13 protein-coding genes are annotated in these 14,860 nt (G+C 70.3%); 8 read left to right on the top strand and 5 right to left on the bottom strand.

The window, feature by feature from the left end; all coding sequences use genetic code 11:
* Positions 1 to 20 precede the first annotated feature (20 nt).
* Complete coding sequence (locus ACFVRO_RS06855) at positions 21 to 683, bottom strand: TetR/AcrR family transcriptional regulator (RefSeq protein ID WP_386950685.1); 663 nt, start codon at positions 681 to 683, stop codon at positions 21 to 23.
* A 160-nt stretch (positions 684 to 843) separates the two neighbouring features.
* Between ACFVRO_RS06855 and ACFVRO_RS06860 the strand changes: the two genes are divergently transcribed.
* The 5 genes from ACFVRO_RS06860 (at position 844) to ACFVRO_RS06880 (ending at position 7,641) form a co-directional block, all read left to right on the top strand.
* Entirely contained in the window at positions 844 to 2,517 is a 1,674-nt protein-coding gene (locus tag ACFVRO_RS06860) for an amidohydrolase (protein ID WP_386950688.1), read from the top strand.
* Positions 2,517 to 4,157 carry an ABC transporter substrate-binding protein gene (locus ACFVRO_RS06865; protein WP_386950690.1) on the top strand — a complete coding sequence of 547 codons (1,641 nt, stop codon included), beginning with the start codon at positions 2,517 to 2,519 and terminating at the stop codon, positions 4,155 to 4,157. Before ACFVRO_RS06860 ends, ACFVRO_RS06865 begins: the two co-directional genes overlap by 1 nt.
* A gap of 90 nt (positions 4,158 to 4,247) precedes the next feature.
* A complete protein-coding gene (locus ACFVRO_RS06870) occupies positions 4,248 to 5,204 on the top strand; it encodes an ABC transporter permease (RefSeq protein ID WP_386950693.1) in 957 nt (318 codons plus the stop codon).
* Positions 5,201 to 6,067: an ABC transporter permease gene (locus ACFVRO_RS06875; protein ID WP_386950694.1), complete on the top strand. Its 867-nt coding sequence runs from the start codon at positions 5,201 to 5,203 to the stop codon at positions 6,065 to 6,067. Before ACFVRO_RS06870 ends, ACFVRO_RS06875 begins: the two co-directional genes overlap by 4 nt.
* A complete protein-coding gene (locus ACFVRO_RS06880; RefSeq protein ID WP_386950697.1) occupies positions 6,064 to 7,641 on the top strand; it encodes a dipeptide ABC transporter ATP-binding protein in 1,578 nt (525 codons plus the stop codon). Before ACFVRO_RS06875 ends, ACFVRO_RS06880 begins: the two co-directional genes overlap by 4 nt.
* Positions 7,642 to 7,789: 148 nt before the next feature.
* On the opposite strand, the gene ACFVRO_RS06885 is transcribed toward ACFVRO_RS06880, so the two are convergent.
* The 3 genes from ACFVRO_RS06885 to ACFVRO_RS06895 are packed head-to-tail and all read right to left on the bottom strand — an operon-like array spanning position 7,790 to position 10,093.
* Positions 7,790 to 8,197: a cupin domain-containing protein gene (locus tag ACFVRO_RS06885; RefSeq protein WP_386950699.1), complete on the bottom strand. Its 408-nt coding sequence runs from the start codon at positions 8,195 to 8,197 to the stop codon at positions 7,790 to 7,792.
* A complete protein-coding gene (locus ACFVRO_RS06890; RefSeq protein WP_386950700.1) occupies positions 8,194 to 9,597 on the bottom strand; it encodes an NAD(P)/FAD-dependent oxidoreductase in 1,404 nt (467 codons plus the stop codon). Before ACFVRO_RS06890 ends, ACFVRO_RS06885 begins: the two co-directional genes overlap by 4 nt.
* A 28-nt stretch (positions 9,598 to 9,625) precedes the next feature.
* Positions 9,626 to 10,093 (bottom strand): Lrp/AsnC family transcriptional regulator, encoded by a 468-nt coding sequence (locus ACFVRO_RS06895; protein WP_105675177.1) that lies wholly within the window; start codon positions 10,091 to 10,093, stop codon positions 9,626 to 9,628.
* A gap of 100 nt (positions 10,094 to 10,193) precedes the next feature.
* Here ACFVRO_RS06895 and ACFVRO_RS06900 point away from each other — a divergent pair, with 100 nt between their 5' ends.
* On the top strand, positions 10,194 to 11,639 hold the full coding sequence (locus ACFVRO_RS06900; protein ID WP_105675179.1) for a gamma-aminobutyraldehyde dehydrogenase: 1,446 nt from the start codon (positions 10,194 to 10,196) through the stop codon (positions 11,637 to 11,639).
* Positions 11,640 to 11,856: 217 nt separating this feature from the next.
* Here ACFVRO_RS06900 and ACFVRO_RS06905 read toward each other — a convergent pair whose 3' ends face one another.
* Positions 11,857 to 12,576 (bottom strand): FadR/GntR family transcriptional regulator, encoded by a 720-nt coding sequence (locus tag ACFVRO_RS06905; RefSeq protein WP_386950702.1) that lies wholly within the window; start codon positions 12,574 to 12,576, stop codon positions 11,857 to 11,859.
* Between the two features lie 168 nt (positions 12,577 to 12,744).
* On the opposite strand from ACFVRO_RS06905, the gene ACFVRO_RS06910 reads away from it, so the two are divergent.
* Together ACFVRO_RS06910 and ACFVRO_RS06915 are read left to right on the top strand one after the other, a co-directional pair.
* Entirely contained in the window at positions 12,745 to 14,148 is a 1,404-nt protein-coding gene (locus ACFVRO_RS06910; RefSeq protein WP_105675183.1) for a GntP family permease, read from the top strand.
* A gap of 2 nt (positions 14,149 to 14,150) precedes the next feature.
* Positions 14,151 to 14,738, top strand: a complete 588-nt coding sequence (locus ACFVRO_RS06915; protein ID WP_341941238.1) for a gluconokinase — start codon at positions 14,151 to 14,153, stop codon at positions 14,736 to 14,738.
* Positions 14,739 to 14,860: the final 122 nt, after the last annotated feature.

The following is a 14,860-nucleotide window of genomic DNA, read 5'->3' on the forward strand; positions in this document are numbered from 1 at the left end:
TTTGAGCGCAAGAGGGGAGTTCAGCCCTGGGCGGCCGTGCGGGCGGCGGACTCGAGGATGACGTCGACCCCGAGCAGGAAGAGCTCCCGGTCCTGCAGGTCCGACAGCAGGACGCTGTGCTCCGCGATCAGCGGGAACTGCCGCGGATCGGCGAGGAGAGGGGAGTCGATCCACGGGCTGTCCGCGCCGTCGTCCTCGGCGACCGCGCGCGCCCTGGCGATGCCGGCCGCGACCGACAGGACGTGCGAGGCGAGCAGCGCGTAATGATGCACGAGGGCCTGTCCGCGCAGCCCCGCCTGATGCAGAGCCTCGAGCATGAGCTCGATGGCGGCGAGCTCGCCGGGGCCGTGGGTGGTCAGCGTGGTCGCCTCGGTGCCGATCGCGGGGTGGCGGACGTACAGTGCGAGCGTCTCCTCGGCGAGTGCGCGCAGGCGATCCGCCCACTCCTCGACGGGCAGGGAGACGGATGCGGCGGCGCGGCCGTTCAGCTCGTCGAGGAGTGCGCCCATCAGCGCCTCCTTGCTCGCGAAGTGCCGGTAGATCGCCGTGGGGTCCGCGCCGAGCCGTGCGCCGAGGTCGCGGACCGAGATCGACGCGACCCCGGTCGCCGCGAGCTCCATGCCGGCCTCGATGATCACCGCGCGATCCAGCCGCACGCGGGTTGATGCCTTGTCGTTCGCCATCGTCTCTCCGGTCTTCCTCGCTCCATCGTGCCATGACGCGGCGCGATCTCCTCAGCAGACTACGGCTGTACAACACCAGTGACAACAGTGTTGACATTGACGATGACGACGGATAGCTTTGTCGCGATCCTGCAGCTTCGACGACGAAGAAAGGCGCGCGATGACGAGCGACATCATCTTCCACGGAGGTCCCGTGTTCACCGGAAGCGGTGCACCCCTCGAGAACCACGCGGTCATCGTCCGCGGCGGACGCATCGCGGCCGTGGTCCCCGAGGTCGACCTCGCCGCCGCATCCGACGCCCGGCGCATCGACCTGCGCGGAGCCCTGCTCAGCCCGGGGTTCCAGGACGCGCACATCCATCCGGTCGGCGGCGGCATCGAGCTGCTGCAGTGCAACCTGACGGATTCCGAGAACGCCGAGGAGACCGCGGCCCTCATCCGCGCCTACTTCGCGGAGAACCCCGAGGTCGAATGGGTTCTCGGCGGCGGCTGGGGCATGGACCACTACCCGGGCGGCAACCCGCCCCGGCAGCTGCTCGACGAGGCGGCGGGCGGACGGCCCGTGCTGCTGCAGAGCCGCGACCACCACAGCACCTGGGCCAGCACCGCGGCCATCGAGCGCGCTGGCATCACCGCCGAGACCGCGGATCCCGAAGACGGCCGCATCGTCCGCGAAGCCGACGGGTTCCCCGCCGGGACCTTCCACGAGGGTGCTGGCGACCTGTTCGCCCACGTGCGCCCCGTGACCTCGGACGAGCTCGCCTACCAGGGGCTGCTGCGCGCGCAGGACGAGCTCATCGCCCTCGGCATCACCGGCTGGCAGGACGCGATGGTCGGCGCCGACGTCGCCGGCATCGCCGATCCGCTCGGCGCCTACGAGCGGGCCATCGAGGAGGGCGCCCTCAAGGTGCACGTCGTCGGAGCCCAGTGGTGGGTGCGCGACGGAGGCATCGAGCAGGTCGAACGGATGATCGCCCGGCGCGAGGCGGCAGCCACGGCTCATCCCGACCGCCGCCTCGATCTCGGCACCACGAAGATCATGGTCGACGGCGTCGCCGAGAACCAGACGGCCGCGATGCTCACTCCGTACCGCGACGGCTCGGGGCACGACACCTGCAACCACGGCCTCAGTTTCATCGCCCCGGAGAACCTCCGCCGCTACGTCACTGCCCTGGATGCCGCAGGGCAGCAGGTGCACATGCACGCGCTCGGCGACCGGGCGGTGCGCGAGGCGCTCGACGCCCTCCAGGATGCGCACGACGTGAACGGCGAGACCGACGGCCGGCACCACCTCGCCCACCTGCAGATCGTCGCGGAGGACGACGTCCCCCGCTTCGCAGAGCTCGACGCCATCGCGAACATCCAGGCGCTGTGGGCCACGCACGAGGACCAGCTCGACGAGCTCACCCTCCCGTTCCTCCAGGACGGGCAGGAGGCCAGGCAGTACCCGTTCGGGGACTTCGCACGCGAGGGCGTCCGCTTCGCCGCCGGAAGCGACTGGCCGGTGTCGACCGCCGACCCGATCGCGGCCATCCACATCGCCGTGAACCGCACCGTGCCCGGCTCCGAACGCGGCCCGCTCGGCGGCGAGCACCAGCGTCTCGACCTGGAGACCGCGCTCGCCGCGTACACCTCCGGCACCGCGTACGTGAACCGCCGCGAAGGCGACACGGGCAGCATCCGCGAGGGCTATCTCGCCAACCTCGTCGTGCTCGACCCGAACCCGTTCGCCGGTCCGGCATCCGAGATCCACCGCACCCGCGTCGCCTCGACCTGGATCGAGGGGCAGCCCGTGTACGAAGCCGAATCCGCCACCACCCGCAAGGAGTCCTGATGTCGCGCATGTTCCTCCGTGGCGGCGCCGTCGCCGTCGCCGGCATCCTCTCGGTCGCCGCTCTGGCCGCCTGCTCGCCCGCAGCCGGGGGAGGAGGCGCCGACGAGCCGATCGACTGGAAGATCACGTCGACGACCGCGGCCCCCAGCGGCGACATCGACTCGTTCACCTTCGCGAGCTACTCCGAGCCGTACTCGCTCGACTACGCCTACGCCTTCGACTACTCCGACAACCAGGTGCTCGCGAACGTCTGCGAGTCGCTCCTGCGGCTGAACCCCGACTTCTCGCTCACGCCGGCCCTCGCCGAGTCCGTCGATCACCCGACGCCGGAGACCTGGGTCTACACCATCCGCCAGGGCGTGACGTTCCACGACGGGACGCCGTTGACCGCCGCCGACGTCGTCGCCTCGATGTCGCGCCACCTCGACCCCGCGGTCGGATCGTCGTGGTTCTCGGTGTACCAGAACGTCGTCGACATCTCGCAGACGGGCGAGAACCAGGTCACCGTGACCATGTCGGGTCCCGACTCGCAGTTCAACCTCTCGATGGGCGGCTCGGCGGGTGTGATCGAATCCGCGGCGACCCTCGCCGAGAAGGGCGCCGACTACGGCAACTCGACCGGAGGGGTCAACTGCACCGGGCCGTTCTCCTTCACGACGTGGGAGTCGGGGGAGTCGATCACCCTCACGCGCTACGACGGATACTGGGACGAGGATCTCCGGGCGCGCTCGGGCGAGGTGAGGTTCGTCTTCATGGGCGACTCCACGGCGCGGGTGAACGCGATGAAGTCGGGCAGCGTCGACGGCGGCTGGATGATCCCGATGGAGGCCGTGCCGCAGCTGCGCGCCTCCGGCAAGGGCGACGTGCTGTTCGGCGCCTCCACCGCCGTCGGCAACATCGTGATCAGCGACCTCGACGGCCCGCTCGGCGATCTCAGGGTGCGCAAGGCGCTGCTGCTGGCGATGGACCGCCAGGGCATCGTGCAGGCTGCGGCCCGAGGCGTGGGCGAGGTCACCGACGTCATGACCACCGAGTCGGTCTGGCGCGACGGATCGGATGCCGCCCGCACCACGGCCTTCGACGACATCACCCACTACGAGCAGAACCTCGAGGAGGCGAAGAAGCTCATCGCCGAAGCGGGCGTCGAAGGCGAGACCCTCACGTACGTCACCGCGCCGATCGGCAACGACTTCGCCGTCATCTCGCAGGCCACGGCCGCGGCCGCGCAGTCGATCGGCCTGAAGGTGAAGGTCGAGTCCGTGAGCCCCGCCGCGTACACGGCGCTGTTCTCCGACCCGAGCGCCAGGGAAGGGGTCGACCTCTTCTACACGAGCTGGTACCTCTCCAGCCCCGACGCGCTCGAGATGTACTCGGTGCTGCGCACCGGCGAGTTCAGCAACTACGGCGGCTGGTCCGACCCCGCATTCGACGAGGTCGTGAACCAGGCGATCGCCACCGACGACCCCGCCGCCCGCAGCGAGCTCACCGCGAAGGCGCAGCAGATCGCGAACGCCGAACTGCCGTGGCTGCCGCTGTCGACCGGCCCGCTGCCGCTCTTCCAGGGCGAGCGCATCAGCGGGATCTCCCCGTCGATGGCCTTCCTCTACTACCCCTGGGCCGCCGAGGTCGGGGCCCGCTGAGGTCGGATGCCGCGCATCGCCCGGTGCGCGGCATCCCCCCCTCTCCCGACACGGACGCCCTTCACCCCTGAACCCTGAGGAGATCACCCGATGCATGCCGCTCGACGCGTCGCCGGGAAGCTCGGCGGACTGCTGCTGACGCTGTTCCTCGCCTCGCTGCTCGTCTTCTTCTCGCGCTTCCTCGTGCCGGGGGATCCCGTGAGCTTCCTGCTGCGGGGCCGCAAACCCAGCCCCGAGGCCGTGGCGCAGGTCACCGCCCAGTACGGCCTCGACCGCTCGCCGATCGAGCAGTACCTCCGCTGGATCGGCGGGGCGGTGCGGGGCGACTTCGGCCGCTCGCTGCAGTTCCGGCAGGACGTGAGCGTCGTGCTCGGCGAGCGGCTGCCCGTCACGCTCACCCTGGTGGTGATGGCGGGCGCGATCATCGCGATCGTCGGGCTCGTGCTCGGAGCGGTCGCCGCCCTGAACAGGGGTCGGCTCGTGGACCGCGTCGTGCTGATCGGGCTCACCGTGCTCGGGGCGATCCCGTCGTTCGTCGGCTCGATCATGCTCATCGCGGTGTTCTCGGTGCAGCTCGGCTGGTTCCCCTCGTTCGGGTCGGGGGAGGGCTTCCTCGACACCGTCCACCACCTGGTGCTGCCCTCGATCGCGCTGGCGATCGTGTTCATCGTGCTCGTCGGCAAGGTGACGCGCTCCGCGATGGTCGAGCAGCTGAGCCGGGAGCACGTCGAGGTCTCCACGAGCCGCGGCGTGAAGCGCTCGATCGTCGTGCGCCGACACGTGCTGCGCAACGCGCTGGGCCCCATCCTCACGGTCAGCGGCGTGCTCGTCGCCGGACTCATCGTCGCGAGCTCGATCGTGGAGGCCGCGTTCGGCCTCTCGGGTGTGGGCTCGCTGCTCGTCCAGTCGGTCGACCGCCTGGACTTCCCCGTCGTCCAGGCGATCGTGCTGCTGGTGGTGGCGGCGTTCGTCGTCATCAACGCGATCGTCGACATCCTCGAACCCTGGATCGACCCCCGATCCGCCGCAGGAGCTGGTGCCCGATGACCTCCTCGACCCCCACACTGGCGGTGCGCGTGCTGCGTGCGCCGCGCATCCCCCGGCCGCCGATCCTCTTCGCGATCAGCGCCGTCGTACTCCTCGTCGTCACGCTGGCCGCGGTCCTCGCCCCGTGGATCTCCCCCTACGACCCGGATGCCGTCGACTTCACCGCGTTCTACGCCCCGCCGTCCGCCGCGCACTGGCTCGGCACCGACGCGCTCGGCCGCGACATCCTCAGCCGCATCATCTGGGGCGGGCGCACCGCGCTGATCGGCCCGCTCGCCGTCGTGCTGTTCTCCACGGTGCTCGGCATCCTGCTCGGCCTCCTCGCGGGGTGGCGCGGCGGGTGGATCGACGCCGTCCTCGGCCGCGTGTTCGACGTGCTCTTCGCGTTCCCCTCGCTGCTGATCGCGATCATGGCCGTCGCGCTGTTCGGCAAGGGGCTGCTCGCCCCGGTGATCGCGATGAGCATCGCCTACGCGCCGTTCGTCGCGCGGCTGACGCGGTCGCTCGTCGCCGCCGAGCGCGCCAGACCCTACGTCTCGGCCTATCGGGTGCAGGGGTTCGGCGGCGCGTGGATCGCACTGCGCCGCGTGCTGCCCAACATTACGCCCATCGTCGGCGCGCAGTCGACGCTGAACTTCGGCTACGTGCTCGCCGAGCTCGCCGGCCTCTCCTTCCTCGGCCTCGGCGTGCAGCCGCCGACGGCCGACTGGGGCGGCATGATCAACGAGGCCCAGTCGGGCGTCGCCTCAGGGCAGTTCCTCCCCGCCATCGCCCCGGCCGTGATCGTCGTGATCGTGGTCGTCGCGGTGAACATCATCGGCGAGGAACTGTCGGACCGCATCGGCGGATCGGAGTTCGCATGACCCTTCTCGACATCCGCGACCTGACGCTCGACCTGCCGGACGGCATCCGCCTGCTCCACGGCATCTCGCTGAGCGTCGCGCCGGGGGAGACCGTCGGACTCGTGGGCGAGTCCGGCTCCGGCAAATCCCTCACCGCGCGCTCCGTGCTCGGTCTGCTGCCCGCCGGTGCCGCAGTCGGAGGCACCGTGACGGTCGACGGCCGCTCGCCGCTCCGGGCAGGGGCCGATCGGCAGGAGATCCGTCGGCACGAGGCGGCTATGGTCTTCCAGGATCCCCGCGCAGGCATCAACCCCATGCGCACGGTCGGCGATCACGTCACCGAGGCGCTGCGGCTGTGCGAGGGCTGGCCCGCGGGGAAGGCGCGCGACCGCGCCGTCGAGCTGCTGACCGCCGTGCGGCTGCCCGCGCCGAGCGAGCATCTGGAGCAGCATCCCCACGAGCTCTCCGGAGGCATGCTGCAGCGGGTGATGATCGCGGGGGCGTTGAGCGCGTCGCCGAAGCTGCTCGTGTGCGACGAGCCCACCACCGCTCTCGACGTCACCACCCAGGCCGAGATCGTGCAGGTGCTGCGCGACCTCTGCGCGCAGACCGGAATGGGGATGCTGTTCATCACCCACGACCTCAACCTCGCCGCATCCCTGTGCGACCGGCTCGTCGTGATGAAGGACGGCGCCGTCGTGGAGGAGGGCCCGGCCCGATCCGTGCTGACCGCGCCCGCAGCGGACTACACGCGCAGGCTGGTCGCGGCGACGCCGAAGCTCACCGGTGCGGTGGCGGTGGCGCCCGAGACCTCCGCCGACGCCCAGCTCGTGGTCACCGGGGTGGGGAAGACCTATCGTCGCAGGGGGCGCAGCGACGTCGCCGCCGTGGTCGACGCCGAGCTCGTGATCCCCCGAGGCGGTTCGCTCGCCGTCGTGGGCGAGTCGGGCTCGGGCAAGTCGACGCTCGCGCGCATGATCGTCGGGCTGGAGGAGCCGGATGCCGGGGAGATCCGCATCGGCGGTCGCTCGATGGCCGGCATCCCCCGCACCCGCGCGGAGCGACTGGAGCGCGCCAAGAGCGTGCAGATGGTGTTCCAGGACCCGTACATGTCGCTCGACCCCCGCATCCCGGCCGGGCGCGCGATCGAAGACGTGCTGACGCTGCACACGGGGCGCACCGGCGCCGGGGCACGCGCACGGGCGCTGGAGCTCCTCGTCGCGGTCGGGCTCTCCGAGGAGCACCTGACCGCGCGACCCCGGACTCTCTCCGGGGGCCAGCGCCAGCGCGTCGCGATCGCCAGGGCGCTCGCCGTGGAGCCGGAGCTGCTCGTGATGGACGAGGCCACCAGTGCGCTCGACGTCTCGGTGCAGGCGCAGGTGCTCGACCTCGTCGCCGGCATCCGTCAGCAGCAGGGACTCACGCTGCTGTTCATCAGCCATGACCTCGCCGTGGTGCGGCGCGTGTGCGCCGAGACGATCGTGATGAAGCGCGGGCGCATCGTCGAAGCCGGACCCACCTCGCAGCTGCTCGATGATCCGCAGCACGAGTACACCCGCCTGCTCATCGACTCGGTGCCCGTCCCCGTCGTGTGAAGATCCGGGCCGCCGCCGTCACTTTGTCGGCGCCATGGCCGCTGTGTCGGCTGACGCGCCGGGGCTGCGCCGGCATCCGGTGTCTCGCGCTGACAGAACGACGACGGATGCCGGGGCGAGGCCAGCATGACCAGCCCGCCACGGCGGCTCAGGCCACGTACACCTTGCGGAGCGTCTCGGTCACGGTCCACACGGTCTGCATGCCCTCGGCCAGACGCACGAGAGAGCCGGGGCCCACCTCCAGCGGCGGCAGAGGAGGCGACACGAACTCGATCACGGCGTGACCCGACAGCACGACGAAGACCTCGTCGGCCTCGGTGTCGGATGCTGTGCCGGGGGTCATCTCCCAGATGCCGATCTCGGTGTCCCCGACGGTCGCGAGGGGCAGCAGCGCCGCGGTCGGCGCCCCGGACACGACGGTCGCCGCGGGCAGCGCCTCGTGCGGGAGATCGACAGCGCGCGCGTCGAGCCCGGACCCGGCATCGATCCCGGACCCCGCGTCGACCCCCGACCCGGCGCCGGCGTCGAGCCCGGACCCGGCGTCGAGCGCGCTCACGAGTCGAACCCCATGCCCACGGCGTCGAGCGCCTTGAGGAAGAGGTTGCGCTTCCCGTCGTTGTGGTCGGCCTGGTTCATCGCGGCTCGGACCAGGTTGATGCCGATCGCGGCGGCGGGCTCCGGCGGGAACGGGATCGGCTTCTCGCGCACCATCTTCAGCTCGGTGCGCTCGGTCTCCTCACCCGACAGCTTGTCGAGCATGACGTCGGCCGCGAAGCGCGCGGCGCCGACGCCCAGTCCGGTGAAGCCGGTCGCATACGCCACGCGGCCCTTGCGCGCGGTGCCGAAGAACGCGCAGAAGCGACTGGACGAGTCGATCGCCCCCGCCCAGCGGTGCGTGAACGTCAGCCCCTCCAGCTGCGGGAACGTCGTGAAGAAGTGCGAGGCGAGCTTGCGGTGGCTCTCCATGCGGTCCTCGTACTCCGGGCGCACCTTGCCGCCGAAGTGGTAGATCGCGTCGTACCCGCCGAACAGGATGCGGTTGTCGGCGGTGAGCCGGTAGTAGTGGAACTGGTTCGCGCTGTCGGCGAGGCCCTGACGGTTCGACCAGCCGATCGACGCGAGCTGCTCGTCGCTCAGCGGCTCCGTCATCAGCACGTAGTCGTACACGGGAACGGTCATGAGGCGGTTGCGCTTCAGCAGCGACGGGAACACGTTGGTCGCGAGCGCCACGGCATCCGCCGTCACCCGCCCGCCGGGGGTGATCACAGTGATCGGACCCGACCCGTCGCCCTCGACGCCGCGTACGATGGAGTGCTCGTAGATCTCCACGCCGAGCTCGACGGCGACGCGCGCCAGCTCCATCCCGAGCTTCGCGGGGTGCACCATCGCGCAGCCCTCGCGGTCCCAGTCTCCGGCGAGGAACGTGGGGGAGTGCACCTCGGCCTGCACCGCGGACTCGTCGAGGTAGCCGTGCTCCTCCCGGTACCACTCGACCTGGTGCGGCTCGACCGCGACGGCCAGCTGCCCCGTGCGCTCGAAGTCGACCTTCATGTCGTACTTCGCGACCGTCGCCTCGATCGCGTCGAGGTTCTCCAGGCCCAGCTCCTCGAGCCGGTCGATCTCCTCGGGCCAGCGGTTCACGCCGTTCTCGTGCCCGTGGGTGAGGCTGGCCTCGCAGAAGCCGCCGTTGCGACCCGACGCCGCCCAGGCGATGCGCGAGGCCTCCAGCAGCACGACGCGCCGCTCGGGATCGCGCTCCTTGGCGCGGACGGCCGTCCACAGGCCGGCGTATCCGCCTCCGACGATGGCCAGGTCGGCCGTGATGTCGGCGGAGAGCGTCGGGTGCTCGACGCGTTCGACGTCGTCGAGCCAGAACACCCCGAGCGCGGTGTCGCGCAGGGAGGCGTCGATGACCGACTCGGCGGGCTTCTGGCGTTCGAAGACGGTGGTTCCCATGATCACTCCGTTGCGATCGGGGCGCGCGTCAGCGCGTGCCCCAGTTGTAGAGGTCCTTGTAGAGGCCCGCGTAGAGCAGGCTCTCGGTGTGCACGACGCCGGGGATGGTGCGGATGCGGGTCGCGATGAGGTCGATGAGGTCCTCGTCGCTCTCGCACACGGCCTCGACGAGGATGTCGAAGGTGCCGAGCGTGACGACGACGTAGGCCAGCTCGGTGATCTTGGTGAGCTCCTGCGCGATCGACCGCGGATCCTTGTCGACGCGGATGCCGATCATCGACATGCGGTGGAAGCCGAGCTGCATCGGATCGGTCACGGCGACGATCTGGATGATGCCCGCCTCCGTCATCCGCTGCACCCGCTGGCGTGCGGCGGCCTCGCTGAGCCCGACCGCGCGGCCGATCTCGGCGTAGGGGCGGCGGCCGTCCTCCTGGAGGAGCTCGACGATCCTCTTCGAGACGTCATCCAGGGCGGGGTGCTTCGGAGTGCTGCTCATGTGTCGATATTGACAGGTTGAACACGCCCATGCAACTGATTCAGTTGTTTCGAGGGAGAAAGAGCTTCAGAATCCGCACGGATGCCGGTACGATATCGCCATGTCCTCAGAGAAGAACTCCGCGACGCTGCAGAACTTCATCGGCGGCCGCTACGTGCCCGTGAACGGAGCGGGTCACCTGCCGCTCATCGACCCCGCGACCGAGGAGGTCTACGGGCAGCTGCCCCTGTCGGATGCGAGCGACGTCGACGCGGCCTACGCCGCGGCATCCGCCGCCTTCCCGCTCTGGCGCGACACCACGCCCGCCGACCGTCAGCTGGCGCTGTTCCGCATCGCCGACGAGATGGAGGCGCGTGCGGAGGAGTTCGCCGACCTGGAGTCGCAGGACACCGGGAAGCCGCGCGCGAGCCTCGTGGCCGATGAGATCGTGCAGTCGATCGACCAGCTGCGCTTCTTCGCCGGAGCCGCCCGCAGTCTCGAGGGGCGCGCCGCCGCGGAGTACATGGCCGGCCACACGTCCTTCGTGCGGCGCGAGCCCGTCGGCGTGATCGGTCAGGTCACCCCGTGGAACTACCCGCTCAACATGGCGGTGTGGAAGATCGCCCCCGCGCTCGCCGCGGGCAACACCGTCGTGCTCAAGCCTGCAGAGTCGACCCCGCTCACCACGCTGCTGCTCGCCGAGATCGTGGCGATGCACACCCCCGGCGGCACCCTCAACGTCGTGCTGGGCGACCGTGACACCGGTGTGGCCCTGGTCGAGCATCCGGTTCCGCAGATGGTCGCGATCACGGGTTCGGTGCGCGCGGGCATGGCCGTCGCACGGTCGGCCGCGAACGACGTCAAGCGCGTGCACCTGGAGCTCGGCGGCAAGGCCCCGGCGATCGTGTTCCCCGGCGCCGACATCGCGAAGGCGGCATCCGGCATCGTCACGGGCGCCTTCTTCAACGCCGGGCAGGACTGCACCGCCGCGACCCGTGTGCTCGTGCACTCGTCGATCCACGACGAGCTCGTCGCCGCTCTGGTGGAGAAGACGAAGACGGACGCCCGCACCGGGGGTCCGCGTGAGGAGGGCGTGCTCTACGGGCCGCTGTCGAGCGCGGCGCAGCTCGCGCAGGTGCAGGGCTTCGTCGACCGGCTCCCCGCGCACGCGAAGATCGAGGTCGGCGGCAAGCGGCAGGGGGATGCCGGGTACTTCTTCGAGGCCACGATCGTGTCGGGGATGCAGCAGGACGACGAGGCCGTGCAGGGCGAGATCTTCGGCCCCGTGCTGACGGTGCAGTCCTTCGAGACCGACGAGGAGGCGCTCGCGCTGGCGAACGGCGTGGACTACGCGCTCGCGTCGTCGGTGTGGACGACCGATCACGCGCGGGCCATGCGCTTCTCGCGTGACCTCGACTTCGGCTGCGTGTGGATCAACACGCACATCCCGTTCGTGTCGGACATGCCGCACGGCGGCTTCAAGCACTCCGGCTACGGCAAGGACCTGTCGCAGTACGGCTTCGACGACTACACGCGCATCAAGCACGTCATGACCGCGCTCGACTGATCCCGCGCCCGCGGGTCGTTGAGCGAGTGGAGCGAGACGAAACGGGGTGCGGTGTGCGCGGCTTCGGCTGGAGTCGTGCGGATCATGAAGCGTTTCGTCTCGGTCGCTGCGCGTCCTCGCTCAACGACCGGGTGACGGTACCCCGACCGGGTGGCGGTGACCGCGGGTGGTGGCCCCGCGGGCCGTCGGACGAGCGGAGCGAGACGAGACGGAGAGGTCAGGCGTTCGACGACTGGCGCAGTGCGCGGGTGGTCTGCTCCATCGCCTCGGCGGATTCGGCGACGATCGCCCGCATGGCCGACTCGGCGCGCTCGGCATCCCTCGACTGCACCCCGGCGGCGACCTCGCCGTGCAGGCGCAGAGCCTCCGGATCCGCGACGTCCGGCATCAGGTCGTGGTGCGTCCTGCCCTCGAGGACCGCGACGACGATCGGCGACAGGCTGCTGAGCATGACGTTGTGCGAGGCCTGGAGCAGCGTGGTGTGGAAGTCGATGTCGTGGGCGAGGTACTCGTCGGTGTCGGCGGCGCGTGAGGTCGACGACATCCCGATGACCGCGGCGGTCAGCGCACCGCACTGCGCCGGGGTCGCGTGGAGCGCGGCGAGCCGGGCTGCGACGGGTTCGACGGCGCTGCGGAGCTCGCTGAGGCTCTGCAGCAGTTCGGCGCGCCGCGGTCCGTCGAGCCGCCACCGCAGTACGCGCTGGTCGTAGGGGCTCCACGTCTCCGGCGGCTGCACGATGATGCCGACGCGCTGGCGCGACGCGACCATGCCGAGCGATTCGAGCACGCGCACCGCCTCGCGGATCGCGCTGCGTGAGGCGCCGAACTCGGCCACGGCGTCGTCCATGATGATCCGGCTGCCGGGGGTGCGGCGCTCGGCGCCGATGTCCGCACCCCAGCGCTCGACGATCACATCGTGCAGAGCGTTCTGAGGCATGGCCTCATGGTAGGGGAAAGACCCGATGTTTGCATCCGCTCACGCCAGCGGAGCAGATAATCCCGCACAGATCTTGAAATAGTCTGATTATTTAGGTACCGTACTCGTAAATATCAGACGGAAGCGCCGTGGCTCTCGGACAGTGCTTCCCCCATGGGAGGAACAATGATGGTTCCCTTGACACTGCTGAAGACGGCGGACCCTGCCCCGATCGTCCCTGTCGGCTCGGACGCCCAGCTCATCACCGCCGCACTGATCGGCTTCGCCGTGATCATCGTCCTGATCACCTGGCTGAAGGTGCATCCCTTCCTCGCCCTGACGATCGGCGCCCTCGGCGTCGGCATCGGCGCGGGCATGGCCACCGGCCAGGCGCTCACCAGCTTCTCCAACGGCTTCGGCTCGACCATGGGCGGCGTCGGCGTGCTGATCGCCCTCGGCGCGATGTTCGGCAAGCTGCTCGCCGACTCCGGCGGCGCGGATCGCGTCGTCGACACCCTCGTGTCGCGGTCGAGCAAGAGAGCGCTGCCCTGGACGATGGGCGTCGTCGGCGCCGTGATCGGTCTGCCGATGTTCTTCGAGATCGGCCTCGTGCTGCTCATCCCGGTGATCATCCTCGTCGCCCGCCGCTCGGGCGTCGCGCTGATGAAGATCGCCATCCCCACCCTCGCCGGCCTCTCCGCGATGCACGGCCTCGTGCCCCCGCACCCCGGACCGCTGATCGCGATCGACGCCCTCGGCGCGAACCTCGGCCTCACCCTCGCCTTCGGCGTGATCATCGCGATCCCGACGATCATCATCGCGGGCCCCGTCTTCAGCGGGTTCGCCGCGAAGTGGGCGCCCGTGCCCGTGCCCGACATGTTCCTCACCGCCGAGGACAAGGGCGAGGACGTCACGCAGCGCCCGCGCCCCTCGTTCGCCGCCGCGCTCTCCAGCATCCTGCTTCCGGTCGTGCTCATGATGGGCAAGGCGCTCGCCGCGGTCATCGCGCCCGACTCGACGGATGCGTGGAAGGTCGTGCTCGACTTCGTCGGCACCCCCGCGATCGCGCTGCTCATCACGCTGATCTTCGGCATCTTCGTGCTCGGCGCCGGCGGGAAGATGAACCGCACCAGCGTCGCGCACTCCCTGGAGAGCAGCCTCCCGCCGATCGCCGGCATCCTCCTCATCGTGGGTGCGGGCGGCGCGTTCAAGCAGGTCCTCATCGACACCGGCATCGGCGAGGTCATCACCAGGGCCGTGCTCGAGAGCGGTGTCTCGGTGCTGCTGCTCGGCTGGCTCGTCGCCGTGCTCGTGCGCATCGCCACGGGCTCAGCCACGATCGCCACGATCACGGCGGCCGGTCTCATGACCTCCGCCGCGTCGACGCTCCCCGGCCCGGAGGTCGCCCTCCTCGTGCTCGCGATCGGCTCCGGCTCGGTGTTCCTCTCGCACGTGAACGACGCCGGGTTCTGGCTCGTCAAGCAGTACCTCGGAACGAGCCTGCCGCAGACGTTCAAGACCTGGACGGTGCTGGAGTGCCTGATCTCGGTCGTCGGCCTCGCCGGCGTGCTGCTCCTGGACCTGGTGGTCTGATCATGACGTCGACGAACGGACAGGACGCCGTGCAGACCCCGCCGGACCCGCCCATCGTGCTGGTCGTGATGGGTGTCTCCGGATCGGGCAAGTCCACCGTGGCCGGCATGCTCGCGGGGCGGCTGGGCTGGGACCTCGAAGAGGGCGACGATCTCCACCCGGCGGCGAACGTCGCCAAGATGGCCGCCGGGGTGCCCCTCACAGACGAGGACCGGTGGCCGTGGCTGGAGCGGATCGCCGCGTGGATCCAGCTGCACACGGCATCCGGAACCCCCGGGATCGTGACCTGCTCGGCGCTGCGACGCGTCTACCGGGACCGGCTCAGCGGACCGGGCGTCGCCTTCGTCCATCTCGACGGCACGCGGGAGACGATCGCGAACAGGCTCAGCACCCGCTTCGATCACTTCATGCCGCAGAGCCTGCTGGGCTCGCAGTTCGCGACCCTGGAGCCGCTCGAGCCCGACGAGGAGGGCATCGTCGTCGACCTCGGCCGCGGCCCGAAGGACGAGGTCAAGGAGATCATGCGGCGCCTGCAGCTGTCGGCGCTCCCCGCGCCGGAGTACACCGACGAGGGGATGCTGGCCGACTGAGGCCCGCTCCGGCGCGACCGACGAGTCTCGCACGGCGCCCTGACCGACTCCCGTGCGAGACTGTCGGTCGTGGCGGAACGCCGGCCGAGGGCACCCGCCGGCCGGCGAGGAGGGGGACGCGT

The sequence above is a fragment of the Microbacterium sp. NPDC057944 genome (genome assembly GCF_042887445.1).
GTDB lineage: Bacteria > Actinomycetota > Actinomycetes > Actinomycetales > Microbacteriaceae > Microbacterium > Microbacterium natoriense.

Bases quoted from the DNA above. Each gene is read 5' to 3' on its own strand.
- ACFVRO_RS06855 (WP_386950685.1), bottom strand. From the start codon at position 683: ATGGCGAACGACAAGGCATCAACCCGCGTGCGGCTGGATCGCGCGGTG.
- ACFVRO_RS06860 (WP_386950688.1), top strand. From the start codon at position 844: ATGACGAGCGACATCATCTTCCACGGAGGTCCCGTGTTCACCGGAAGC.
- ACFVRO_RS06865 (WP_386950690.1), top strand. From the start codon at position 2,517: ATGTCGCGCATGTTCCTCCGTGGCGGCGCCGTCGCCGTCGCCGGCATC.
- ACFVRO_RS06870 (WP_386950693.1), top strand. From the start codon at position 4,248: ATGCATGCCGCTCGACGCGTCGCCGGGAAGCTCGGCGGACTGCTGCTG.
- ACFVRO_RS06875 (WP_386950694.1), top strand. From the start codon at position 5,201: ATGACCTCCTCGACCCCCACACTGGCGGTGCGCGTGCTGCGTGCGCCG.
- ACFVRO_RS06880 (WP_386950697.1), top strand. From the start codon at position 6,064: ATGACCCTTCTCGACATCCGCGACCTGACGCTCGACCTGCCGGACGGC.
- ACFVRO_RS06890 (WP_386950700.1), bottom strand. From the start codon at position 9,597: ATGGGAACCACCGTCTTCGAACGCCAGAAGCCCGCCGAGTCGGTCATC.
- ACFVRO_RS06895 (WP_105675177.1), bottom strand. From the start codon at position 10,093: ATGAGCAGCACTCCGAAGCACCCCGCCCTGGATGACGTCTCGAAGAGG.
- ACFVRO_RS06900 (WP_105675179.1), top strand. From the start codon at position 10,194: ATGTCCTCAGAGAAGAACTCCGCGACGCTGCAGAACTTCATCGGCGGC.
- ACFVRO_RS06905 (WP_386950702.1), bottom strand. From the start codon at position 12,576: ATGCCTCAGAACGCTCTGCACGATGTGATCGTCGAGCGCTGGGGTGCG.
- ACFVRO_RS06910 (WP_105675183.1), top strand. From the start codon at position 12,745: ATGGTTCCCTTGACACTGCTGAAGACGGCGGACCCTGCCCCGATCGTC.
- ACFVRO_RS06915 (WP_341941238.1), top strand. From the start codon at position 14,151: ATGACGTCGACGAACGGACAGGACGCCGTGCAGACCCCGCCGGACCCG.